At 71.8% G+C, this 24,378-nt stretch carries 20 protein-coding genes; 10 read left to right on the top strand and 10 right to left on the bottom strand.

All coding sequences use genetic code 11. The features are described 5' to 3' along the window. Positions 1–7 precede the first annotated feature (7 nt). On the bottom strand, positions 8–793 hold the full coding sequence (gene map / locus B0I31_RS34555; RefSeq protein WP_106619605.1) for a type I methionyl aminopeptidase: 786 nt from the start codon (positions 791–793) through the stop codon (positions 8–10). Between the two features lie 88 nt (positions 794–881). Between map and B0I31_RS34550 the strand changes: the two genes are divergently transcribed. The 5 genes from B0I31_RS34550 to B0I31_RS34530 all read left to right on the top strand — a co-directional run bounded on the left by B0I31_RS34550 (position 882) and on the right by B0I31_RS34530 (position 4,285). Further along, a complete protein-coding gene (locus B0I31_RS34550) occupies positions 882–1,151 on the top strand; it encodes a helix-turn-helix domain-containing protein (protein ID WP_106619604.1) in 270 nt (89 codons plus the stop codon). 217 nt (positions 1,152–1,368) lie between these two features. After that, positions 1,369–2,076 (top strand): TVP38/TMEM64 family protein, encoded by a 708-nt coding sequence (locus B0I31_RS34545; protein WP_106619603.1) that lies wholly within the window; start codon positions 1,369–1,371, stop codon positions 2,074–2,076. Then, complete coding sequence (locus B0I31_RS34540; RefSeq protein ID WP_106619602.1) at positions 2,073–3,380, top strand: GNAT family N-acetyltransferase; 1,308 nt, start codon at positions 2,073–2,075, stop codon at positions 3,378–3,380. The genes B0I31_RS34545 and B0I31_RS34540 overlap by 4 nt, the downstream gene beginning before the upstream one ends. Before the next feature lie 101 nt (positions 3,381–3,481). Further along, complete coding sequence (locus B0I31_RS34535; RefSeq protein ID WP_106619601.1) at positions 3,482–3,733, top strand: heavy-metal-associated domain-containing protein; 252 nt, start codon at positions 3,482–3,484, stop codon at positions 3,731–3,733. A 30-nt stretch (positions 3,734–3,763) separates the two neighbouring features. Next, a complete protein-coding gene (locus tag B0I31_RS34530; protein WP_425444454.1) occupies positions 3,764–4,285 on the top strand; it encodes a DUF4396 domain-containing protein in 522 nt (173 codons plus the stop codon). A 53-nt stretch (positions 4,286–4,338) separates the two neighbouring features. Here the strand turns inward: B0I31_RS34530 and B0I31_RS34525 are convergent, their stop codons facing one another. The 5 genes from B0I31_RS34525 to B0I31_RS34505 all read right to left on the bottom strand — a co-directional run bounded on the left by B0I31_RS34525 (position 4,339) and on the right by B0I31_RS34505 (position 15,216). Continuing rightward, the gene (locus B0I31_RS34525; protein WP_106619599.1) at positions 4,339–5,280 is read right to left on the bottom strand and encodes a S1 family peptidase; all 942 of its coding nucleotides are present in this window, start codon (positions 5,278–5,280) and stop codon (positions 4,339–4,341) included. Continuing rightward, entirely contained in the window at positions 5,277–6,596 is a 1,320-nt protein-coding gene (locus B0I31_RS34520; RefSeq protein ID WP_106619598.1) for a hypothetical protein, read from the bottom strand. The genes B0I31_RS34525 and B0I31_RS34520 overlap by 4 nt, the downstream gene beginning before the upstream one ends. Next, the gene (locus B0I31_RS42800; RefSeq protein WP_106619597.1) at positions 6,593–11,905 is read right to left on the bottom strand and encodes a peptidoglycan-binding protein; all 5,313 of its coding nucleotides are present in this window, start codon (positions 11,903–11,905) and stop codon (positions 6,593–6,595) included. Before B0I31_RS42800 ends, B0I31_RS34520 begins: the two co-directional genes overlap by 4 nt. Beyond that, the gene (locus B0I31_RS34510; RefSeq protein WP_106619596.1) at positions 11,902–13,866 is read right to left on the bottom strand and encodes a CHAT domain-containing protein; all 1,965 of its coding nucleotides are present in this window, start codon (positions 13,864–13,866) and stop codon (positions 11,902–11,904) included. The genes B0I31_RS42800 and B0I31_RS34510 overlap by 4 nt, the downstream gene beginning before the upstream one ends. Before the next feature lie 192 nt (positions 13,867–14,058). Further along, on the bottom strand, positions 14,059–15,216 hold the full coding sequence (locus tag B0I31_RS34505) for an oxygenase MpaB family protein (protein WP_245950646.1): 1,158 nt from the start codon (positions 15,214–15,216) through the stop codon (positions 14,059–14,061). Positions 15,217–15,445: 229 nt separating this feature from the next. Here B0I31_RS34505 and B0I31_RS34500 point away from each other — a divergent pair, with 229 nt between their 5' ends. The 3 genes from B0I31_RS34500 to B0I31_RS34490 all read left to right on the top strand — a co-directional run bounded on the left by B0I31_RS34500 (position 15,446) and on the right by B0I31_RS34490 (position 18,675). Next, positions 15,446–16,387, top strand: coding sequence for a Leg1-related protein (locus tag B0I31_RS34500; RefSeq protein WP_106619595.1), 942 nt, complete (start codon positions 15,446–15,448; stop codon positions 16,385–16,387). 91 nt (positions 16,388–16,478) lie between these two features. Further along, positions 16,479–16,994 carry a GNAT family N-acetyltransferase gene (locus tag B0I31_RS34495; RefSeq protein ID WP_245950645.1) on the top strand — a complete coding sequence of 172 codons (516 nt, stop codon included), beginning with the start codon at positions 16,479–16,481 and terminating at the stop codon, positions 16,992–16,994. 238 nt (positions 16,995–17,232) lie between these two features. Next, positions 17,233–18,675 (top strand): flavin monoamine oxidase family protein, encoded by a 1,443-nt coding sequence (locus B0I31_RS34490; RefSeq protein WP_106619594.1) that lies wholly within the window; start codon positions 17,233–17,235, stop codon positions 18,673–18,675. A gap of 6 nt (positions 18,676–18,681) precedes the next feature. Here B0I31_RS34490 and B0I31_RS34485 read toward each other — a convergent pair whose 3' ends face one another. Continuing rightward, the gene (locus B0I31_RS34485) at positions 18,682–19,305 is read right to left on the bottom strand and encodes a CG0192-related protein (RefSeq protein WP_106619593.1); all 624 of its coding nucleotides are present in this window, start codon (positions 19,303–19,305) and stop codon (positions 18,682–18,684) included. Further along, on the bottom strand, positions 19,296–20,234 hold the full coding sequence (locus B0I31_RS34480) for a GbsR/MarR family transcriptional regulator (protein ID WP_245950644.1): 939 nt from the start codon (positions 20,232–20,234) through the stop codon (positions 19,296–19,298). The genes B0I31_RS34485 and B0I31_RS34480 overlap by 10 nt, the downstream gene beginning before the upstream one ends. Before the next feature lie 179 nt (positions 20,235–20,413). On the opposite strand from B0I31_RS34480, the gene B0I31_RS34475 reads away from it, so the two are divergent. Continuing rightward, positions 20,414–21,310: an ABC transporter ATP-binding protein gene (locus tag B0I31_RS34475; protein ID WP_106619591.1), complete on the top strand. Its 897-nt coding sequence runs from the start codon at positions 20,414–20,416 to the stop codon at positions 21,308–21,310. Beyond that, a complete protein-coding gene (locus tag B0I31_RS34470; RefSeq protein ID WP_106619590.1) occupies positions 21,307–22,158 on the top strand; it encodes an ABC transporter permease in 852 nt (283 codons plus the stop codon). Before B0I31_RS34475 ends, B0I31_RS34470 begins: the two co-directional genes overlap by 4 nt. 248 nt (positions 22,159–22,406) lie before the next feature. Here the strand turns inward: B0I31_RS34470 and B0I31_RS34465 are convergent, their stop codons facing one another. Together B0I31_RS34465 and B0I31_RS34460 are read right to left on the bottom strand one after the other, a co-directional pair. Continuing rightward, positions 22,407–23,159, bottom strand: a complete 753-nt coding sequence (locus B0I31_RS34465) for a CPBP family intramembrane glutamic endopeptidase (protein WP_245950643.1) — start codon at positions 23,157–23,159, stop codon at positions 22,407–22,409. A gap of 114 nt (positions 23,160–23,273) precedes the next feature. Then, entirely contained in the window at positions 23,274–23,846 is a 573-nt protein-coding gene (locus B0I31_RS34460; RefSeq protein WP_219910944.1) for a GNAT family N-acetyltransferase, read from the bottom strand. Positions 23,847–24,378: the final 532 nt, after the last annotated feature.

Here is a 24,378-nt window from a genome sequence, read left to right as displayed (position 1 = left end):
TGGTCGATCAGCTCGCGGGCTGTTCCGCGTCACGCCGGGTGAGCACCAAGGGTTCGTCCTCCGTGACGGCGATCGTGTGCTCGGAGTGGGCGGTGCGCGAGCCGTCTGCGGAGCGGATGGTCCAGCCGTCGTCGTCGTAGACGATCCGGTCGGTCGTGCGGGCGAACCAGGGTTCGAGCGCGAGGGTCAGTCCCGGCCGCAGCTTCAGGCCGCGGCCCGCCCGGCCCTTGTTGGACACGTGGAGGTCCTCGTGCATGGTGCGGCCGATGCCGTGGCCGCCGAACTCGGTGTTGACCGGGTAGCCGTAGTCGCGGGCCACCGCCCAGATCGCCGCCGAGATGTCACCCAGGCGGTTGCCCGGACGGGCCACCTCGATCGCCGCCTCCAGCGCTTCCTCGGTGGCGCGGATGATCCGCAGGTCCTCCTCGGCCGGTGTGCCGACGATGATCGTGCGCGCCGAGTCGGCCACCCAACCGTCGATGCCGACCGCGAGGTCCGCGCTGAGCACGTCACCGTCGCGCAACGTGTAGTCGTGGGGGAGCCCGTGCAGGACGGCGTCGTTGACCGACAGGCAGATCACGTTGCGGAACGGGCCCTCGCCGAACGACGGGGCGTAGTCCCAGTAGCACGACTCGGCACCGCGCCGCTCGATCATGCCGCGCACGTGGTGCTCCAGGTCCAGCAGGTTGACGCCCACGTCGGCGAGCCGGCCGACCTCGGTGAGCACCTCGGCGACGAAACGCCCGGTCACGTGCATGCGTTCGATCTCCGCAGGCGTCTTCAGCTCGATCACTACTACCTCGCGTCACCCGGTGTTGGTATAGTAATACCGAAACCCTAGCACTTGCCGGTATTCTAATACCAGTCGTATTCTGGGCCCCATGGTCCGCCAACCGCTCACGCCCGAGCAGATCGAAGCAGGCAGGCGTCTCGGCGCCCTGCTGCGCCGCGCGCGGGCGGGACGTGACCTGGCGGAAGTCGCGCGGGCGGCCGGTATCTCGCCGGAAACGCTGCGCAAGATCGAGACCGGGCGGCTGCCGTCGCCCGGCTTCGGCACGATCGTCTGCCTGGGCGAGGCCCTCGGCCTGCCGGTGCAGGAGCTGGCCGCCACCTGGCGCGGCGCCGACCTGCCGCTGGAAGCCGTTTCGTAGGCGCGGTCGCAACGCCCGCACCAGCCGAATCCGGCGGGCATCGGCCGACTCGCCTCTCCCGTCCGCTCCACGCCGAACGCGACGCCGCCCCACGGCGGGGCGCGGTCGTGATCGGACGGGCCGGGGTACCGGACGCGGCCTGGACCCGACTGGAGCGGGGCGACGGTAAGTTGGGAGCGGGCTTGGTGGTGCAGGACGAGGTGAGGCGGGACTGGGCGTGGCCGACCACGTGCGGGCGGGTGTGGTCCGGCTCGGGGTGCTGGTGCTGGTCGTGGTGGCGCTGGCGGTGGGTGTGCTCACCGGTGTGACGCCGGACGTCGCCGAGCTGCGTGCCTGGGTGGAGGGCACGGGTGCGGCGGCGCCGTTCGTGTTCGTGGTGGTGGCTGCCGCCGGATCGGTCGCCCTGGTGCCCAAGCCGTTGTTGAGCGTCGCGGGTGGGGTGGTGTTCGGGCCGGTGGTCGGCACCGTCGTGGTGGTGGCCGGTGTGACGATCGGGGCGGTGGCGAGCTTCGCCGTCGCACGTCGGCTGGGGCGCGAGGTCGTCCGACCGCGGTCCGCGCGGGGCCGGGTCGCGCGGGTCGACCGGATGCTCGAACGCCGGGGCCTGCCGGCGGTCATCGCGCTGCGGCTGCTGCCCGTCGTCCCGTTCGGGCTGGTCAACTACGTCGCCGGGCTCAGCGGTCTGCGCGTCGGCGCGTTCGTGCTCGGCACCGCCGTTGGCGTGGTCCCGGCGACGCTGGTCTACACGGTGACGGGTGCCTCGCTGACCACGATGACGGTCTGGCAGTGGCTGCTGGCCGGTGCGGCGGTCGGTGTTCCGGCTCTGGTCGGCTTCGTGCTGGCCCGGCGTGGCCGCTTCGCCGTCGACGCGCCGGAGCCGACCGCGGACCGGCGGCCGGGCATCCCCGCGGGAGACAGGGCATGACCACCGAGGACGACCGTTACGCGATCCGTCCGGGCCGGTCCTCCGACGCGAGCGAACTCGCCCGCCTGCACGCGTCGGTCCAGCTCCAGGAGGTGACCGGTGGGCGACCGCACCCCGGCATCGCCGCCTGGGTCGAAGACCTGCTGGACGGCCATCCCGCAGTCGTCCCCGACGACTTCCTGGTCGCCGAGGACTCGGCCACCGGACGACCGGTGGCCAGCCTGGTGGGGTTGCGGCAGGACTGGGGCCTGGGCGGGATCCGGCTGCCGGTGGCGCAGGTCGAACTGGTCGGCACGGCGCCGGAGCACCGCGGGAACCGGCTCACCGAGCGGCTGTTCGCCGCGCTGCACCGGCGGTACGCGGCGGACGACGTGCCGGTCCAGGTCATCGAGGGGATCCCGTACTTCTACCGGCGGCTCGGCTACGACTACGCCTTGTCGAACGACGGTGCCCCCACCGTGCCCGCCACGGCGCTGCCGAACAGCTCCGCCCCGACGATGCGCCCGGCCACCGTCGCCGACGCGGACGACCTCGCCGCCATCGACCGGCAACTCGTCCACGGGGACGCCCTGGTCTGCCCGAGGGACGCCGAGGTGTGGCGGTACGAGATGGCCGGGCGCCGTCCGGACGACCAGGCCGGGCGCACCGTCGTCGTGCCGGCGCTGGACGGGGCCGTCCGGGCATACCTGGTCTACGCACCGCGGATGTCCGCCGCCGGAGAGCTGACCGTGGTCGCGGCGGCGTGCGCTCGACCGGCCGACTGGCCCTGGGTCGCCGACGCCGTGCACGCACACCTCGGTCACGTCGGCAGGCAGCACGCGGCAGCGCTGGGGCAGCCGTTCACCGGGGTCCGCTTCCTCCTCGACCCCGACCACCCGCTGGTCCGCCTCGGTCCGCCCGGCGTGCCGAGGCGGCGCCGGGGCTGGTACGCCCGCACCGGCGACCCGGCCGGCCTGCTCGCCCGGCTGCTGCCGCTGCTGCGCGACCGCTGGCGGGCGGCCGACCTGCGCTGGCCCGAGCCGACGCTGACGATCGACACGTACGGCCGTGCTGCCCGGCTGGACTTCACGGACGGTGAACCCACGGCGGTGACGGCCGTTCGTGGCGCCGTCAGCCCGTCCACCGATCTCCGGACCCACGCCGCCATCCCGCCCGGCGTCCTGCTCCGGCTGGCGTTCGGCCACCGCACCCTGTCCGAGGTGCTCGACGACTGGCCGGACTGCCTCGTGCGCGACCGCGTCACCGAACGCTTCCTGACCGCGGCGTTCCCGCGCGTGCCGGTCCGGGTCTGGCCGCGCAACTGACCCGACGAGCCGGTGTCCGGGCTGGGATCGCGATACCCCCGGGGGTATGCTACGGTCCCCGTTATACCCCTACTGGGTATACGAACGGAGGGATGTCCCGTATGTGCAACACCTGTGAGACGCCTGCTGCCCAGACCGGTCCGGAGTCGACCGGCGGGCTGGACTTCCTGGTCCAGGGCATGACTTGTGGCGGCTGTGCGTCCAAGGTGGCCGGTGCCGTCCGGGGCGTGTCCGGCGTGGCCGAGGTCGAGGTCGACCTCGGCGCCGGCAGGCTCAGCGTCACGGGCTCGGCCGACGAGTCGGCGATCGCCGACGCCGTGCGGAACGCGGGCTACGCGGTCACCCGCGCCTGATCCGGAGGTGCCGCTCTGATGGGAGTCGACATGCGACACGAGCACGCTGACCACGGGGCCCACCAGGGCCACCAGGGCCATTCCGACCACGAGGGGCATCACGGCCACGCCGGAGGTGTCACCTGGGGGATGGCCTCGTCGGCGACCCTGCACTGCCTGACCGGCTGCGCCATCGGCGAGGTGCTGGGCATGGTGATCGGCACGGCCCTCGGCTGGGGCAACCTCGCCACCATCGCGCTGGCCGTCGCCCTGGCCTTCGTCTTCGGCTACGCGTTGACCATGCGCGGCGTGCTCAAGGCCGGTGTCGGCTTCCGGCAGGCGGTGAAGGTGGCGCTGGCGGCGGACACCGTGTCCATCATCGTCATGGAGGTCGTCGACAACGGCGTGATGCTGGTGGTGCCCGGCGCGATGGAAGCGGGCCTGGCGAGCTGGTTGTTCTGGGGCGCGCTGGCGTTCGCCTTCGCGGTGGCCTTCGTGGTGACGGTGCCGGTGAACAAGTGGCTCATCGGCCGCGGTCGCGGTCACGCGGTCGTGCACGCCTACCACCACTGAACGACGGACCCGGCGGGACCACAGGTTCCGCCGGGTCCGTCGTGCCGTGCCGGTCAACGACCCGCGACCGACCGGATCCACCGCTCGTGGGAGGTGACGCGGGTGTAGATGCCGCCGTCACCGCACTTGCGCCGCCTGCTCTTGGTGGCCCGCGACGTGGCCCCGGCCAGCAGCCACCGGTCGCCGATCCGCACGTAGGCGGGGCCACCGCTGTCACCTCGGCAGCTGTCGCGGTTGCGGGAGGGTGTGGCGGCGACGAACTCGGTGTCCAGGTCCGCCCCGTAGTCCACGTCCCGGCCGGCGAGCGGCACGTCCACCTGGCGTCGCCGGCCGTACCCGACCCGCCCGGCGAAGTCGGTGCGGCCGAAGCCGACCACCCGGACGAACGTCCGGTCCTCCAACGCGTCGGCCGGCGCGAGAGCACGCGGCGCGACGTCGGCCGACCGGGCGAGGCGGAGGACGGCGAGGTCGTCGGGCGATCCCGGACCCCGGTACCCGGGGTGGATGACGGCCTTGCGCACCTTGACGATCGTGTCGGTGTCGGCGTACCGGACGTCGTCCCCGATGTGGACCCGCTGCCCGCAGCCCTCGGGGTCGACGCAGTGCGCGGCCGTGAGGACGACGTCCGGTGCGATGAGCGTCCCCGAACAGCACCAGCCGTCCGCACTGCCGACAGCGACGCAGTCGGGGAAGTCCGAAGTGGGCGCGCCGCCGACGACGCGCCGGTGGTCCTCGGCCATCGCGCGGGCGTTGGCCAAGAACGTGCTGTCCGCGTACAGGCCATCCACCGGGGACGACGACGAGGCCGACCGGGTGTCCGAGTCACCGTTCAAGGCCTCGGTCGCCACCTCCACCAGGTCGTCCGCCTCGGCGAACCCGACCACCTGGTCCACCACGGCCTGGAACACCAGCGCGAAGCGGAGGTCGTCGTCGCCGGCCACGGCGCGGGCGAGCCGGGCGGCGGGCTCTCTGAACGGGTCGATCACTTCGGTCACCGTGCTGCTCCTCGTGCTTCATTGATCAGGTCGAACAACGCGGCGCCCGCCTCGCGGTCACCCGGTCCGCCGTCACGGCGGTCGGTCGCCGCACGGGTGCCGTCGTCGATGGCGTCGACGGCGCGCTGGAGCACCACGTCCTGGACTGCGGTGAACTCCCGCGGCGCGTGGTCGAACGCGAGCCGTGCCGCGGCGACGAGCGTGCGGACGTCGGACGGACGCGGGCGGCGCCGGTCGAGCACCGCCGTCATGGCGGCCACGGCGTCGTCCTGGTGCCGTGCGGAGAACGTGACGACCTCCTTCAGCGCACGGCCGCCGAGCCAGGGGTGCGGCTCGCCCAGCAGAGCGGCCGCGACGGACGGGGCGTCGAGCGCGTGCGGGCTGTCCTCCGAGGACGGACCGAGGTCGCGGCGCAACGCGTCGGCGTGCGTGGTGAGCCCGGCGACGTCGAGCGCCGCGAGGGTCAGGCTCAGCCGGACGTCCGGCGGCGGGTGCGCGGACGGGCCTTCGGCCGGCGGACCCGGCGCGGACAGGAAGTCCGCCAGCGCCGAGACGTAGGCGGGGCCGGCGGCGAGGGTGGCGAAGCAGTCCGCGAACGCCTCGCTGCCCCAGCGGTCCCAGTCGGCCCGCCGCGCGGCCGGGAGGTCCCGCACGGCGAGGTAGAGGTGGTCCTCGATGTCGTCGGCCAGTTCGAAGTCGTGGTCGACGCAGTGCCCCGCCTCGTGCGCCAGCAGCGGGAAGTCGGGCAGGTGGCGGACCTGGTGCCAGGGCATCCCGACCACCGGGACCGGGAGCGACAGCACCACGCGCTGGAACGCGTCGCTGTTGAGCGCGCCGGCGGGCTCCTCGACGGTGAACCGGTCGCCGCGCAGGTGCGCGTACGGGCTGAACGCGCCGCTGAGGTGCACCAGCGGCGGCTCCTTGCCGACCAGGTCCGGTCGCGCGGACCGCGCGGCGCGCAGCACCGGCCGGTAGCACGCCCACGCGTACTCGTCCGCCACGGCCAACGGTCGCCGGTACCCGTCCTGGTAGCGCAACGCGAACTTCGACCGGAAGAACTCCCAGACCCGGTACGCCTCCAGCAGGTTCTCCTGGGCCTCGTAAGCGGTGTCCACCGAGTCCGGTCCGATCAGCTCGACCTGCTCGGCAACCCGACCCAGCAGCCCGCGCAACGTCTCGACCACGCGCCCGAGCTGTGACCGGTGCTTGCGCAGCGGAAGGCCCCTGCCGGTGTCGCCGAACCACAGCGCGAGCTCGTGCTCGATCGCGGCCAGCTTCACGTCCAGCTCGACGCGCCTGCGGTCGACCCGGCTCACGCTCCGCGCTCCCGGCGGCGCGGCAGGCGCAACCACGGCAGGTTGGTGAACAGCGCGATGCCGACGAATGACAGCACCCGCTCCAGGCCGAGGTCTTCGCGCGGTCCGGGTGCGGAGCCGAGCTGGCGGACGTTCGTGATCACCTCGCTCAGCGTGCTGCCGTCTGCCAGCGAGCCGACCAGGTGCTCGTACAGCTCCGTGCCCTCGCGGCCGACGAGCCCGGTGCCCAGGACCGCGGCGCAGCGGCCGAGCGAGAACAGCTCACCGGCGAAGGCGTTGCGCTGCAACAGGTGCAGCGCGGTCTCGGCGGTACCGCGAGGGCGGTCGACGTCGAGCACGACGATCGGCGCCACCTGGTCGTTCGGGAACGTCGCCAGCAGGCCGTCCATGGAGCTGACCGGGATGTCGTCGGAGTACCCGCGGTACGACTCCTCCTCACCTGAACCGGAGAGGAACGAGAACGTCACCGCGCCGTTCGACTCGCGCAGACCACCGGACAGGTGCAGCAGCGAGGGGACGCGACCACCGGAGATCAGCGACCGCACCACCGCCGACAGTCCTTGGAGCGTCGGGTTCTCGACCACCTCGACCTCGAAGCCGTACCGCCGGTACAGGCGGGACAGGTCGACACCGGTGTTGGCGTGGCCCCGGTGCGACATGAGCTGACGCCCCGGGCTCTGCCGCACGAGGACGACCAGCGGTTTGTGCTCGGTGGTCAGGGCGGACTGGAGCCGGGTGCGCAGCCCGATGGTGAGCTGCCCGCTCGGTTCCAGCCCGTGGTCCTTCTGGTACGCGGCCAGCGCCCGCCTGGTCATCGGCCCGAGCTCGCCGTCCAGCAGGAGCTTCGCGTAGTTGAGCCGGTTGAGCGCCAACTGGACGAACGACACCTCGCCGCTGCGCACCGCCTTCGCCGACAGCGCCCGGTACAGCGGGCCGACGACCGAGTCCAGCGACAGCAGCCGGTCGGTGCCGGGGCGGTAGGCCAGCTCCCACGGCATCATGCTCCACCTGCGGTGCCGGACCTCGAGCCCGAGCCCGAGCGCCGGGTACGGGAGTGAAGCCGGACGGGCCTGGAGGATGAGCTGGCCGAGCGCCCGCGCGATCAACCGCCAGTTCTGGTCGAGCCGGTTGGCCAGCTCCTCGGAGGCGTCCTGGTCACCACGTCCGGTGGGGATCTCCTCCACGAGGCGGATCAGCATGTCCACGACGGACTGCGCGTCGGGCCCCCACGGTCGGACCTGCTGCCGCAACGCGTCGATGACCGCGCGTGCCAGCACGGTGTGCATGGCGGGTGCTTCCGGCTCCACGCCGGCGAAGCGCGACGACAGGGGCGACACGTGGATCGTGCTGTGCAGCCTGCCCACGATGGCGAGTGCCTGCGCCCTCGCGTTCGCGGCCTCGTTGATGCGGCCCACTTCGCCCTTCACGAATTCGAGCCGGATGTGCCAGAGGGTCTCCTGGTCGCCCGCCTGCCCCAAGGCGTCCACTGCCCGGTCCATCCACCGGGTGGCGGCCAGCTGGTCCTCCAGCTCCACCGCGGCCTCCGCGCGTTCCACCGCGAACGCGCCGCGCAACGGCGGGAGCTCGGCACACGCGTCGAGGTAGCGCGGCACGCCGGGTGACTCTTCGGTGACAGGTCGGCCGATGCGGTCCAGGGCCCGCGCCCATCGGCGCACGAAGTGCGGTGAAGCGAGGTGCTCGCCGTGGCGCGCGGCCGAGGCGAGCACCTCGCCGGCGTCCTCCGGGTGTCCCCGCAGGCGGTGGACCTCGGCCAGGGTCAGCTCCAGCAGGGCGAGGTCGGCCGCGGTGAACCGGTCGCGGTCGAGGTCCAGCAGGTCGTGCACCCGCTGGAACGCTTGGTGCGCGGCGACGCCCTGGCTCGTCGGCACGCGCTCCAGGTACCTCAACGCCGTGATCCGGGCCGAGGCGGGGGTGATGAGCGCCAGGTTGGACTCCAGGACGTCGAGCAGTTCGGTGACGTGTTGCGGGTCCCCGGTCGCGAGGCCCTCGACCGCCGCCCGCACCAGGGCCGTCGGGCTCGCGTGGTGCTGCTTCAGCACGTCGATGGCCAACCGCACGGCGTTCGCGCCGTCCGCGGCGCGTTCCTGGCGCACGAGCAGTTCCACCCGCGCCAGGACCAGCCGCAACCACTCCCGTCGTCCCGTGCCGGGGTGCAGGTCCGCAGCCTCCGCGAGGTGCTGTTCGGCGAGGGAGAGGTTGCCGACGTCACGGATCTGCAGGAGCGCGGCGTGCGTGTGGCAGCGCACCTCGCCTTCGAGGTCGCCTTCGTCGTGCCACAAGGCGCGCGCGGCCTCGAACGCGGTCATCGAGGCGCCGTAGTCGGCCAAAGACGCCGACGTCAAGCCGGTCAGCTCGTGCTCCCAGGCCTCGCGCGTGACCGGCCTCAGCGGGTCGATCCGCCGCGGACCCGGCGGGTGCAACAGGCGCCGTGCTCCTTCCGGGTCGTGCTGCGCCAACGCGACGAGCACGGCCTCCCGCACGCGGTCCTTCGCCGCCACCTCGGCGCCGAGGGCCTCGACCTGCGCCTTCGCGCGCTCCAGCCGACCGGTCGACCGGTCGTTCCGGATCGCCAGCAGGCGCAACGCGGTGGCGTGGTCGTGGTCCAGGTCCGCGGGCTCCCGGGCCGCGCTCACCTGCGCTTCGGCCTCGTCGTACCGGTTGGCCACCTGGTGCGCGTGGACCAGCCTGGTCCGGATGATCGGCTCCAGTCGTCGTCGACCCCGCACCAGGGACGGCAGCTCCGCCAACGCGGCCCGGTACGAGTCGAACGCCGCCGGTTTCCGCATCGCCAGCTGGACGTCGCCGAGCAGGACGGGCAACCGGACCTTGTCGTACGCCTCCTCGGTGTCCAGTGGTCGGTCCAGCGTCCGCGGGTGCTCCAACGCCTCGATCAGCACCTGCTCGGCGACGTCCAACCGGTTCGACTTGAGCGCCAGGGCGGCTTGGGCGTAGGCGAGCCGCCGGTGCGGCACGAAGTCCGGCCCGTCCGGGCCGCGCACCTGCCGCAGCCGTTCGACGCCCGCGACGATCTGGTCGACCTTGTTCCAGCGCCGGTCCTCCGGACCCATGCCGTCGAGCCGCACGATCTGCGCCAACGCGTTGGCGCGCACCGACATCGCTTCGGCCACCGTCTCCTCGGTGATCATCGGCACGTCGTCGTGCCACAGCCTCGGCCGTCCGACCTCGTCGACGTAGTCCGGGCCGAGCACCTCCGCGGCGAGTGCTTCCCGCACCTCCGGCTCGTCGAGGCCGACGTCGTCGAGGAGGCGTCGCCAGTAGGCGCCGGCGGCGTGGCCCTCCGACTGGAAGCGGTGGTAGATCGCCTCCCGGAGCCACACCTCCCGGCGCTGCGGGTTCACCGCCGCCTGCCGCTCGTAGTACTCCGCCGCCTCCCGCTGCAGCACGGCGTGCACCGGGTGGGGTCGGATCAGCTTGCGCATCGGCGTGACCACGTCCGGGTGGATGCGCAGGGCGTTCGGGTTGTCCGGTGCCGTGTTCACCCACGAGCTCGTGCCCGCGTACGCCTGCAACTCCCCCCAGATGCGCTCCACATCCAGCGGTTGCGCCGGATCACGTCGCACGCTCGTCGGGAACGCGAAGCCGTCGCCGCGCAGGTCGTTCGGGAGCACGTCCCGGGAGGGGTCGTCGAGCCCGGTGTCGCCGGACATCCCGCTGCGCAGGTGCGGTTCCATCACGCGGACGAACTCGAGGTCCAGGGTGCGGGGCACCACGCCGTAGCGGAGCAGCCAGCGGACGTCGGGGTTGGAGACCCGGTTGATCACCCGCAGCACCAGGTAGATCATGTCGTCCTCGTACCGGGCGACCTGCTCCGGGGTGAGCGACGGTTGCTGCTGCACCAGGTCGGCCAGCAGGGAGAGCCGGAACGGGCGGCCGCCGTCCGCCTTCGTGACGATCGCGTCGCGCAGCGCCGGATCGGCGACCCCGCGCCGGGTGAGGTACCGGTCGGCGTCGGCGGAGGTGAACTCGGGCAGCTCGCGGGACACGAACGGCGGGAGCCCGATCTCCACCGCGCGTTCGCTGACGGGGTAGCGCCCGGCCAGCACCAGCCGGACGCCGGGTGCGCCGTCGTGCACTTCGCGGAGCAGTCGCAGCAACCCGTCGAGGTCGCCGTCCGGCCGCAGGTGCACCTCTTCGAGCGTGTCGAACGCCATGACCACCGGCGTGCCGTCGTCGATGACGCTGTTGAGCGTGGCGAGGAACCGGTTGCGCACGCTGCGCGCCAGGCGGGACCGCTGGTTGCGGAGTCGTCGGCTGGCGGCGACCACGCGGGTGGGGTTGGTGACCTCGCGGAGCAGCAGCGGTGCCGCCCACCCGTAGGCCTCCAGGAACTCCTTGAACGGGTACCCGGGCAGCTGGTGGTTGAGCTGGGTCGCCACCTCCAGCAGCACCAGCCACGGGGTGCGCGTCACGTTGACCGGTTCGAGGAAGTCGAAGTCGACCAGCGTGCCCGGGATCCGGCCCCGTCCCAGCGGGGTGTGCTGGGGGATCAGGACCCTGGACAGCAGCCAGCGCAGCTCCATCGTCTTGCCGCTGCCGCCGGGCGCGTGCAGTTGCAGGACGCGTTCACCGTCGCCGAACAGCAGCCGGTGATAGGTGTCGAGGGTGCCTTCGGGCTCGTAGAACGTGCCCGCCCGGAGGAAGTCCAGCAGGAAGTGGCTGCGTGCCTGGAGGTAGGCGGCGCGCTCGTCGTGCAGTTCGAGCAGTGCCGGGTCGATCAGCTCGGCGCGGTCGGGGTCGTTGAGCGCGTTGAGCAGGTCCTGGCACAGCGGCAGGTCGGATCGGCCGTCTGCTTCGGCGAACCACGCCTCGAACAGCCGCCGGGCGGCGTCGGCGTCGACCAGCACCAGTTGGGCCAGTTCGTCGACCGGTTCCTTCTTCTCCCGGTAGAACGCGGTCAGCCGCCACACCAGCTCCGCCAGCACCGGCGGCAGCACGAGGTCCTGGCCTTCGGGCTGGTCGAACCACCAGGCCTGCCAGTAGGTCGTCCGCGCCTCGGCGCTGAGCCGGTAGCGGCCGATCGTCCTCGGCACGCGTTCGACCTCAGGCAGCTCCACGAGGTCGTCGAAGGGCAGGACGCCCGCCTGCCCGAACGCCAGGACGTCCTCGTAGGCCTCGCGGTCGAACGTGTCGACCACGGCACACCTCTTCAAGCTCTCCACGTCACGCGGCGGGCGGAGCGCGATGACCAACCGGTGCGGCGACTCACCGGCCACCAGGCGCGAGATGATGTCGTCGAAGCTGTCCGCGTGGCTCGGGTCGACGGTCACGAGGTCCTCCCGGCGTCGATCAACCGCAGGGCGTCCGTGGTGTGGATCAGCTGCTCGGGCAGCCACGGAACACGGCCGAGCCCGTCGATCCAGCCTGCCGCGATCCGCTCCACGTGCGGGGCGAACCGCAGTTCGAGCTTGTGCACGGCGTCTTCGACCAGGGAGACGAAATCTGCGGCGGCGAAGCGCCGGACGTCGACGGAATCCGCCCGGTCGACACCTCGCCTCAGCTGCGCGTACCCGGCGTGCCCCGTGTCCGTGACGAGCACCAGCCGGACGTCGGGCAGCGCGCCGTCGAGAGCCCGATCGATCAGCATCGGGCGCAGGATCCCGTGGAGCACCCCGCCCACCACGTTCTCCACGTGGTCGAGGATCAGCACGAGCGGCGCGTCCTCGGCGGATTGGCGCATGGCGTCGATCAGCGCGTCGAACAGCCCGCGCAGCGTCTCCGGGGAACCCGGGTGCCTGCCCTGCGACGACTCGTCGAAGCGGGACAACCGGTCGGTGAACCGGGCCAGCCCGGCGTCGGCGCCCGGTGCGATCGACTCGATGTCGTCGCTCTTCCCGGCGATGGCGTCGAGCGTGTCGACCAGGCCCAGCGTGCGCCTGCCCTTCAGGTCGACGTACTTGACCCGGCGGCCGCGCAAGGCGCACCACCGGCGGGTCCAGTCCACGAGCAGGCTCTTGCCCACGCGTGACTCGCCTTGGATCAGCAGGACTTTCGTCGGTTCGTCGGTCATGAACCCGACGATCCGGTCGGTCACCTGGAGCCGTTCTTCCTCCCGGTCCACGAACTGCGCGATGTTCGAGTGGAGCCGGCCCTCCAGTTCGGTGACCTCGTGCTTCGGCACGGGTAGCGGTGCGCTCAGGACCCGTTCGACGGCCCTGCGCACGGTCAGCTCGGGCAGGAACCAGTCGCGGCGGCCACTTCGCCCGTCCGCGTGCGTGTACACCTCGTCGCGTGCCCTGGTGACCGCGACGTCGAGCGGGACGTGTCGGGCCAGGTCGCGGTAGAGCGAGCGGGCGAACAGGGCGGCGGCCTTGCCCCTGATGTCGCCCTGCATCCCGATGACGGCGAGCGCTCCCGGACCGCGCAGGTTCGATTCGAGGAACGCCCCGGCCAGCGACCGGTGTTCCCGGGACGAGGCGGGTCGGCAGGCGTTGAGGATCGCGAGCCGCGGTGCGGGGCGCAGTTCCCGGATGTCGCGAGCCGTGATGCCGTCGTCCTTGGTGTCGGAGCCCGCCGGGTGCAGCAGCAGTTCCGGCTCGCCGTCGTGCGTGGTGGCGTGGCCGATGAAGTGCAGCACGTCGGGGCGCAACCGCTGGTACGCCAGCTTCACGTCCTGCCACCGCGGCGCGATGAGGAACTGCGCCTCCAACCGGCCGCGCGCCTTGGCCAGACCTTCCTTGATCGCCCGGACCTCGGTGACGGCGCCGATCCGCTCGTCGTCGTCCTCCTGGCCGACCACGACCAGGACGCGGAGGGGCAGCGGCAGGTCCTCGACCTCGGTCCAGTCGCCGTCCGGTAATCGGTCGACCCGCAGGATCGGCGCCCTCTCGACCCGTGCCAGGTGGATGTCATCGCCGTCGCACATCAGTTCCCACGGCAACGACCGCAATTCCGGCTGCTCGATCAGCAGATAGGTGCGCAAACCGCCTTCGGTGGCGATCACGTCCAGCCACTGCCTGCTGATTTTCTCCTTGAAGACGAGGTCGTGCAGGAAACGCCCGACCGCGCCGAATCCGGCCGATTCCGCCTTGCCGTCAACATGAGCAAAAATCATGTCCACCGCGCTGTCGCCGCCTGGATCGCCGAGGTCGGGGTAGTCGTCGAGATCGGACGGAAGGGTACTGGACTCCAACGCCAAGGTACGCCACTCGGCGCCCTCCTGGAGGGCGAACTCCACCTGGAAGGTGCGGTCACCTTCGGTGCCGTAAACCCTGATGAGCCCGTTCCGCATTCGCCGCTGCTCGCTTCCCGCCCCTGGTGGACCGCATTTGTGCGGCTCTCGCCGCTGGTTGCGCACCCTGTTCGACGGTTTGTTCGCGCGACGCTTTCGGTGAGTTACAAGATCTGCTGAAATTCACGTTGGCAAATTGTCTTGAGCATTGCTCACCCCCGATTTCGGCGGATTGGCGGGCCGCGTGATCGCTCACCGCGCTTCAGCCGGCGGCTTCCCCTCGGTGGGCAGGGGCGACCGACCGGTGGCTTCCCAGCGTTCACGCAGGTCGGCGGGGATCTCCAGGGTGGTCGACTGGCCGTTGGTCAGGGTGCGGACGCTGCCGCCGAACAGCAGTGCGCCGGCGCGGTCGAGGATGGTGGTGGCCAGGGCGCTGTTGTCCTCGGAACGTTCGAGCGCCCGCACCAGGCGGGTGCCGGCGTCGACCACGCGGTTCCAGGCGTGCGAGTTCGGGACCTGCATCCAGTCGGCGACCTCCGGGTCGACCACCTGGCGGACCATGGCGGCGACGATGCCGTCGAAGACCTTGCCGGGGAACAGCTTCTCGTACAGGTCGAGCAGGTGCCGGGTGAGCACCACCCCGTCCGGGGACGGGCCGTAGGCGGCCTGGACCACCGTGGCGCTCAGCTCGCGCGCGTCGTGGAGGGACTCCGGCATGGCGTCGACGGGGATGCCGAGCATGTCACCCGTGGCCCGCCAGACGTAGTAGTAGTCCTCCGCCTCCTGTTCGGTGACGGAGATGCCGATGCGGCGCATGCCCTCGATCACCTGGATGGAGAAGATGAGCAGGGTGCCGGCCATGTCCTGCCGGCACACCGGCACGCCGTCGGCGGCGACGTCCCAGCGACCCGACGCGGTGAGGAAGTGGCGCACGGCGGCGTGGATGAGGCGCGTCTTCTGGATCGTCGGCACGAACCTCCCGCCCGAGCCGAACGCGTCGCGGCCCATCATGTCCACCACGAACTGCGACGTCTCCGACAGCCGCCGGTGCGGTTGGTTCAGGCCGTGGGTCAGGGTGAGCACCCGGGACGCGCGGGGCTGGGCGTAGCAGTTCACCATCGAGCCGAAGGTGAGCACCGAGGCGACGTGCACGCCGTCGTCGACGAAGAACTCGTACGCCCGCGCCACCCGGTCGGGATCCACCCACGCCGGCGGGTTGTCGGTGGCGACCAGGAACTCGCGCACCGACTCCGGCAGCTGTTCGGGGATGGGCTGGTCGTTGGCGCGGAAGTGCTCCAGCACCTCGTTGACCAGGCCGACCCGTCCCGTGGCGACCAGATCGGCGATCACGGCGTCGGCGAGCGGGTCGCCCTCGAACTTCAGGGCCTCGAAAGCGGCTTTGTCGATCACCGGGACCACCCCCTTCCACTCTCGGCGGGTGACCACCACCTCACTCCTCGTGCACCCGGCGCGCCAGGACACGATCCGGTGATGAGCCGTGCTGGGCACCTACTCGCTGTGGTTGAACCGCCGAAAGCGGAACCCGAATGAGAGAACCCAACCCCGGAGGAGTGACAGTGCGGCGAATCGGCGCCCACTTGGTGGACATCCGGCTCAGGCCCTGCGGAGAATCCGGGTCATGGCCCACCCCGAGGAGCTGGCCGCCCTGGACCTCTACCCGGTCTGGACGACGGCCGCGGACCCGGCGGGGACGTTCGACCCGTTCCGCTTCGAGCAGCGGATGGCCGCCTACCGGCTGATGATCGGCAACACCAACCCGGCGGACCGGTTCGGCGCCGACAACCGGCACAACCCGTTGTGGGGGTTGATGTTCCAGCACCAGTGGCAGCTCCGCACCGGGCGGCTCGGCGCCGACGCCCGGTGCGACGGGCGGATCGACCCCGACGCGCCGTGGGGCTACGGCAACTACACGCTCTGCGCCATCCCGTGGCTGGCCGCCGCCGACGTCGGGGTGGTGCCGCCCCTGCCGGTCGCCGACCCGCCGGCCGCCTCCCGGTTCCGGTACGTGACGGGCGGCGTCGTGCCGGCGGAGCTCGTCGGCGCGGTGGCCGACTGGCGTGCCTACTTCACGCTGGTGAGCGGGAGCGAGGCGGCGGAGCCCGAGCTGGTGCGCCGCGCGCTGTGGAAGGCGCACAAGACGTGCCTGGACGTGGTGGTCGACGCGCTCGCCGACGTCGACACCGAACCCTGGCCCGACCTGGAGGTCACCTTCCTGCGCGGCTGGTGCCGGATGGTCGACTACCTGTGGGCCGCGGCCTGGCGGACCGACTTCGCCTCCATGACCGCCCACGGCCTCGACGTGCTGCCCGAGTCGTTGCTCGTCACGCCCGAGGACGTCCACGCCCTGCCGGCGAGGGCCCGCGGCAACGTCGTCAACGTCCTGCGGCTGGCGGACACCCCGAGGTGGCGCTACCACGTCAACCTGCTGCTGTGGAAGCGGATCATGCGCACCCGCGAAGCCCGCGACCGGGTGCTGCCGCTGCTCGACGCGGTCTTCGACCCGAGGCCCGCCAACGCCGCCGAGCGCCGCGCACTCCTCCGCTACCTGCTGCGCCCCTGAGCGACCTGCCCCGCGGTCACGTCGGCCGCATCCGCTCGACGACCTCGTGCCACCCGGGTCGAGGCTGACCGGTCCGGGCTACCGTGCACGGGTGCGGATCAGAGAAGGGGACCTGGACGACCTGCCCGCGATCATGGCGATGCTGGACGGCGCGGTGGCCTGGCTGGACGCCTCCGGTCGCACGGGCCAGTGGGGCAGCGAGCCGTTCTCCGACCAGCCCGGTCGGGTCGAGGGCATCGCCGAGAAGATCCGCGAGGGCACGGCCTGGATCGCCGAGGTCGACGGCACGCCCGCGGGTGCGATGACGCTCGCGCCCGCTCCGCCCCACTACGTCCAGCCGGCCGCCGAGCCGGAGCGGTACGTGACCCTGCTGGTGACGTCGCGGTCATACGCCGGGTTGGGCGTCGGCAGCGCGCTCCTGGCACACGCCCGCGAGGAAACGCGCCGCGCCGGAGTGGGGCTGCTGCGGGTCGACTGCTACGCCGGTTCCGAGGGCAGGCTGGTCGACTACTACCGCCGCAACGGGTTCGAGCCGACCGAGCCGTTCACGGTGGGGGAGTGGCCGGGGCAGGTGTTGGCCCAGCGGGTCCGCACTTCGTCGGAATAGCCACCCGAGAGGTGGACGGACCGCCCCGTTCGGCCGCCTGCCGGCGTCCGGTGGATCCGCACTTCTGCGTTTTCCCGGCCTGGCCCAGTGCATTCGGCGACAATTCGCCTCACCCCATCAGGGCGTTGGCCACCGGTTTGCGGCCGAGTACGGTCGAACTTCGAGGGTGGCCACCTCCGCTGTCGGCACAGTCCGCGGCACGGACCGCGGGTTTCGATCGGGTGTGAGGTGGGCACTGATGACTTTGGACGTTCTGGACCTGCTCAGGGACGGTTTGCCGGACAGTTCCGCGCCACGGCGCCGGATCGTGGTCGTCGGCGCCGGGATGGCGGGGCTCACCGCGGCCATGCTGCTCAAGGACGCGGGCCACGAGGTGACCATCCTCGAAGGCCAGAACCGGTTGGGTGGGCGCATCCTCACCCACCGCGGTTTCGCGGGCGACATGTACGGCGAGTTCGGCGCGATGCGATTCCCGCAACAGCACCCGCTGGTCTCCTGGTTGATCGAGGAGAAGTTCAAGCTCGCCACCAGGCCGTTCCCCATGTACGACGAGGACACGTTCGTGTACCTGCAGGGAAAGGGCGTGCGGCGCCGCGACTTCAGCGCCGACCAGTTCTCATTCGACCTGCGGCCCGGTGAGGCGGACAAGGCGCCGCACGAGCTGCTGCGGCACACCGTGCAGCCGTTGATCGACATCATGGAGCAGGAGGACGAGGCGAAGGCCTGGCACCGGCTGCTGACCGACTACGACCGGTACACGCTGCTCGGCTACCTCAAGGAACGCGGCCTCAGCGACGGCGCGCTGGCCATGCTCGGGCCGTTGTTCAACCTGGAGGGCCGTTACCACTTCTCGTTGGTCGAGTGGTTCTCGCACTTCTACGAGGACGTGTTCGGCCACCTCGTGTACATCGTGGACGGTGCGGACACGCTGCCGCGCGCGTTCGAGCCGATGCTGATGGACGACATCCGGCTCGGCGCCCTGGTGCACGGTGTCGACCAGACCGACAGCGAGGTGCGCGTGCACTACCGCGCCGGGCGTCGCACCCAGACGATCACGGCGGACGAGTGCATCGTCACGGTGCCGTTCGCCAGCCTGCGGCACATGGAGATCCAAGGGCTCGACCCGGACAAGTGGTACGCCATCCGCAACACTTACTACGGCCGGGCCCACAAGCTGTTCATGCAGTTCAGCGAGCGGTGGTGGGAGAGCGCGTACGGCATCACGCACGGCCTCACCGTGACCGACCTGGCGATCCGCAACATCGTCTACCCGCCGGCGGGCCAGGACACCCGGTTCCGCAAGGGCGTGATGATCGCGTCGTACTGCTGGGAGCAGGACTCCATGCCGTACACGCCGCTGGCCGGCGAGGAGAGCGTGATGCAGGCGCTCGAAGACCTGGTCAAGATCCACCCGGAGGCGCGGGACACCTTCGAGTTCGGCGTCTACAAGGATTGGGCGCTGGACTGGTTCGCGTGCGGCATCGGGCCGCTGTTCCGGGCGTTCGAGATGAGCGAGACGTTCTACGAGGACGTGATCCGGCCGGTGAACCGGGTGTGGTTCGCCAACGACGCGTGCGACCGGCGGCACCGGCGGTGGGTCGAAGGCGCGCTCAAAGCGGCGGTGAAGAACGCCTACGCGATCCACGAGGGACTGCGCGACGAGATGCCCTGGAAGGACTGACCGGCGTCAGCGGAGCGTCGCGGAGGCCAGCGGCACCGGTGTCCCCTGTCCGGGCCACGTCCCGGTCAGGAGGGCGCCGGTGAGCCCGCCCGCGGTGTCGAGGCGGCGGCGGACGGCCAGTTCGACGGTGTCCGTCACGATCGACGTCGGGTCGCCGTCGACCACGCGCCCGATCGTGCCCACGACGGGCACCTCCGCGCCGCCGGTCGCGGCGACGTCCATGCTGGGCTCGCGACGTTCGAGCCCGTCGTCGAGCTGCACGAACTCCTCGGCCTGGCCGGTGTTCGCGAGGATCGCGGTGGCGAGCGCCGCGGCGTACACCGGGTCGCCGGACGCGTCGTAGACCCAGCGCCTGCCCAGCACCGAGTGCTCGGTGGTGCCCAGCAGCCGGTCGTCGGCACCGTCCAGCGGCGCGTCGCGGTAGGTGAGGGGCACCTGGTGCACCGGTCCGTCGCCGACCCGCACGAGCAGCGTCTCGATCCCGACCGCGCCGGCCGGGTCGTCGAACCGGTAGCCCGCCACCCTCAGCACCTCGCCGGTCGGCCCGGTGTACCAGTCGCGGTCGGGCAGCCAGTCGGCCAGCAGTTCGAGCTTCGTCGGTCGCAGCGTGGCGCGGTGGATCAAGGCCATGCGGGCATGGTAGCCGCGTGATCGACCCGGCCGCCCGAGTCGGTAGCGCGGATCACCGGCACGGCGTCGCACAGCGTCCCGGCGTCGCGCAACGCCTCGGCGACGCGGTCCGGCGACCAGCCGAGGTCGGCCGCCAGCCGGTCCGCGGCTTCCGGGGTGACGGCGCGGACGAGCGCGGCCAGCACGGTCACCAGGTCACCGTCGACCATGCCCGGCCCGCCGGACATGTCGTCGCTGAGTTGGCCGAAGAACCGGCGCATGCGGTCCAGCCGGGCGCCGGCGGGGGTGGCGGGGTCGAAGACGTCGACGCCGCGCCGGACCGTGTCGGCGAGCACCGCGTTGGTCTGCGCGCTCGTCAGCCACGTCCGCAGCCACACGTCGTCGTCGATGAAGTACCTCTCGCGGCGTCGGGCGTCGCGTTCGCGGCGCAGCAGGTCCAGCCCTTCGAGGTAGCCGACGGCTTTGGAGACCGACGCGGGGCTCACCCGCAGCCTGCCGACCAGTTCCGCCGTCGTCAGCGCGCCGGCATCGGTCGTGACCAGGCTCGCCAGCACGCGGGCGGCCATGCGCGGTAGACCCATCCGCACCATCAGCTCGGCGAACTCCTCGGCGAAGGCCAGCACCGCCGCCGGGTCGCGGCCCTCCGCGCCGACGACGTCCGGGGGCGGCCCGGGCGTGGCGGTCTTGCGCCGGCGGGCACGTCGGCGCGTGGCCAGGTGGGCGCGGTCGGCCCGGTAGTCGCGGGCGCCGCCGTTGCGGCTGACCTCGCGGGTGATGGTGGACGTCGGCCTGCCCAGCCGGCGCGCGATCTCGGCGTACCCCAAGCCGTGGGTCAGGCCCGAGGCGATGTCACGGCGGTCTTCGTCGGTCAGCCTGCCGCCCGGCATGTGTCCACCCCTTTCGCCGGTCGCGGTCCAGTGTGCGTTCACGGGCAGGACATTGCAACGACGTCGGCTGAATCATTGCGTTCATCGACAGGGCTATTGCAATGATGGGATCACATCTACCAGCTAGAACCGCGTTGTGCTGGTTCATGCTCGTTGCTGGTCGATTAAACGCAACGTAGCTTTCGCCTCCCATGAAGATCGGCCAAGCGAGAGGGGGAGGAATGACGAGCGAGCGAGTCGCGCTCGACGTCGAAGGCCTGCGCATGCGGTACGGCACGACCGACGTCCTGCACGACGTCACGTTCCACGCCCGCCACGGCGAGGTGCTGGCCCTGCTCGGCCCGAACGGCGCGGGCAAGACCACCACCATCGAGATCCTGGAGGGCTTCCGGCTGCGGTCGGCGGGCCGGGTGTCGGTGCTCGGCGTCGACCCGGCCCACGCCGACGAACGGTGGCGTGCCCGCGTCGGCGTCGTCCTGCAGTCCTGGCGCGACCACGGCAAGTGGCGCGTCCGCGAGCTGTTGCACCACCTCGGCACCTACTACTCGTGCTACGCCACCGACGAGGTCGCACGACCGTGGGACCCGGACGACCTGGTGGCGGCGGTCGGCCTGACCGTGCAGGCGGACCAGAAGGTGCGGACGCTCTCCGGTGGTCAGCGGCGCAGGCTCGACGTCGCCGTGGGCATCGTCGGACGTCCCGAGCTGCTGTTCCTGGACGAGCCGACCACCGGCTTCGACCCCGTCGCCCGGCGCGAGTTCCACGAGCTGGTGCACCGGCTCGCGGCCCGGGACTCGACCACGATCCTGCTCACCACCCACGACCTGGACGAAGCCGAGAAGCTCGCGGACCGCATCATCGTCCTCGACGGCGGCCGGATCGTCGCGGACGGCACGGCCGAGGAGCTGGCGCAGCGCATCGCGGGTGAGGACGAGGTCCGGTGGACCCACGCCGGGCGGTCGCACGTGCGGCACGTCCGGGAGTCCACGCGGTTCGTGCACGACCTGTTCCGCCGACACGGCGACGCGATCACCGACCTGGAGGTCCGCCGGGCCTCGCTGGAGGACACCTACCTGTCGCTGGTGCGCCGGGTGGAGGCGGAAGGAGCGGCCAGGTGAACCCGACCGCGACGGCGTTGCGCGCGGGCGTGCGGCGCGGCGTGATCGAGCTGCGGCAGTCGTTGACCAACGGCGCGGACCTGTGGAACCACGCGTTCTGGCCGGTGCTGATGCTCGTGGTCACGTACTTCCTGCGTGACGTGTCGTTCGGGCGGACCGGGTTCACGGTCGGTGCGCTGGCGCTGCCCGGCATCCTCGGCATGAACGCCGCGATGGCGATGGTCACCATGAGCCAGTTGCTGACCGCCGACCGCGAGGACGGCACGCTCCTGCGCGCCAAGGCCACGCCGAACGGGATGCTGGGCTACCTCGTCGGCAAGATCGTGCACGTGTCCGGCGGCCTCGTCGTGGACCTGGCGATCTTCCTGGTCCCCGGCCTGTTCCTGGTACCGGGCCTGGTGACCGGCAGCCCGGACGCGTGGCTGACGCTGGCCTGGGTGCTGGCGCTGGGCATGGTCGCCGCCCTGCCCGTCGGCGCGGTGCTCGGCTCGGTGTTCTCCAGCGCACGCGCCCAGGGCCTGCTCATGCTGCCGATCCTGGGCATGATCGCCATCTCCGGCATCTTCTACCCGGTCACGGCGCTACCCGGCTGGGTGCAGTGGGTGGCCCAGGTCTTCCCGGTCTACTGGCTCGGCCTCGGCATGCGTTCGGCGCTGCTGCCCGACGCCGCCGCGGCCGTCGAGATCGGGGAGTCGTGGCGGCACCTGGAGACGGTCGGCGTGCTCACCGCGTGGGCGGTCCTCGGCCTGGTCCTGGCGCCGATCGTGCTGCGCCGGATGGCCCGTCGCGAGTCCGGGTCGAGCGTGGCCCGCCGCCGGGAGAAGTCGTTGCAGCGAGCCGGTATGTGATCGCCCTGGCGTCCGGGCGCAACGAACGGGGGCTCGCGCGCGCCCGAACAGCTAACAGCGACGTGCCCGGACCGGAGGGCGTGACCATGACCATCTTCGTCAGCTGCACCCGTGCCGACGAGAGCGTGGTGCGCGCCCTCCGCGCCGACCTCGGCCGGATGGGCCGCCGCCGGCGCCGGAACCGCCCGCCGGCAGCGCGCCGCCCGCGCAGGCGGTCGTGTCCGCGTGTCCCCTGATCGCAGGAACGGTCACGGCAGGTTGCCGGTGGTGGCCAGGAGCAGGGCTAGGGCGGGCAGGAAGTTGTTGACCTGGTGGGCGACCACGCTCGCGAGCAGGTTGCCGGTGAGCAACCGGGCCAGGCCGATCGGGATCGACAGCACCAGCAGCAGCGGTGTGCGCAGCAGTTCCAGGTGCGCGAACGAGAACACCAGGCTGGTCGACACGAACACGACCCACCGGTTCCAGCCCAGGTGTTCCAACGCGCGCCACAGCACGCCCCGGAACAGCACTTCCTCGGCCGCCGGCGCGACCAGCCACACCGCCAGGAACGCGATCACGGCCGCCGCGGGCGCCATCTCCCGGCCGGCGAACGCGTCACCGACCGCCGAGGACGCCTGGTCCTCGCCCACCCAGGCGGTCCACGCCGCCGCCGCGGGCAGCGTCAGCGCCAACCCTCCCAGCCCCAGCGCCAACCCGATGGCGATGTCCTTGAGGTTCCAGCGGACCGCGAGCTCACGCCACATCCGCCCGACCTTCGGACCGCCGCCCAACCGGCCGGTCGCGACCGCCGCCACGACCGCGCCCAACGACGTCGGCAGGACCAGCAACGCCAGCAGCCGACCGTCCTCCAGCAGTGCCGCGTCACCCGAGCCGTAGGACAGCAGCACGAGCACCGACACGGCCAGCATGGTGAGCTGCCCGGCCAGGAACACGACCACCAGCGCCAGCCCCGCCCGTCGTTCCCGGGTGGGCAGAACGCCCGGCGGCGGTGGCGCGGACACGCGATCGTCGTACGGCACCGGCCCTGTCTGGTCATCGCTCACAACCGTGGATAACCCGTCCGGCCGGCGAGGTCAACTCGACACCGCCGTCGTGCGGCGGATCGAGACCGACCGCTATCCCGGATTCCCGGGCGGCTTCCGGTGCACCGGCCGCACCCGCCACCGCTGTTCGCCGTCGTCGCGGAACTCGCCGGTGGCGCGCATGCCGATCCTCCGGGCCACCGCCTCACTGGACAGGTGCTCGGGGGCGATGTGGGCGTGCACGTCCCGCGCGCCGCGCGCGACCAGCCAGCCCACCACCGCCTCGGCGGCCTCGGTGGCGTAACCGTGCCCCTGGAACGGCACCCCGATCACCCACGCCACCTCGGCGACCAGCCCGTGCGCGCCGGCCGCGGTCGTCGCCTGAACGGTGCCCACGGCGGTGTCGTCCGCGTCCCTCAGCACGACCCAGTTCAGCCAGCCCTCGCGCCCGTCGTCCGACGACGGCCGCTCCCACCGCTCGTACCGTGCCGTGAGCTGGTCGGCCGTGGGCGGCGCACCGCCGGTGATCGCGTAGAGCGCGGGATCGCCGAGCACCACCGCCATCTCCTCGGCGTGCCCGACCCGCACGGGCTCCAACCGCAACCGCGCCGTCCGCACCACCGCGTCCCGCGGCCACCCGGCCGGCACCACCATCGGCTGCCCCACGCCTACCCCCGCCACGAGCGGGCGGAGCGGCGTGCCATGACGGATGCACCCACGTGTCGCCCCCCAACGTCACGTGCACAGTAGCCACTGAGCGGTTCCGGTCCACCGCGATTTCCGGTACCCGCGAAGGGGGACCGATCAAGTCGCCGCCGGGCGGCTGTCACATCGCGGTGCGGTGCGTCGTCCACCGGGTGAAGCCCCACTCGACAGGAGGTCGCGCGTTGGAAATCGCACTGCGGATCGGCCAGGTGCTGGTTCGCGGGCACGCGGGCGGAGGTGGGCGTGGGCGGCGGTTCGGCGGTGGTCGACGTCGAGGGCACGCCGGTGTTCGTGAAGGGGATCCCGTTGAGCGACCGGGAGCACGCCCGGCCGCACGACACGGCGAACCTGTTCGACCTGCCGCTGTTCTGCCAGTACGGCATCGCCGGTCCGTCGTTCGGCGCGTGGCGCGAGTTGGCCGCGAACGAGATCGTCACCGAGGCGGTGCTGGCGGGCGAGACGGCGGCGTTCCCGCTGCTGCACCACTGGCGGG

Origin of the sequence: Saccharothrix carnea (assembly GCF_003014735.1) — a bacterium.
GTDB lineage: Bacteria > Actinomycetota > Actinomycetes > Mycobacteriales > Pseudonocardiaceae > Actinosynnema > Actinosynnema carneum.
This window is presented reverse-complemented; position numbering and strand designations above follow the sequence as displayed.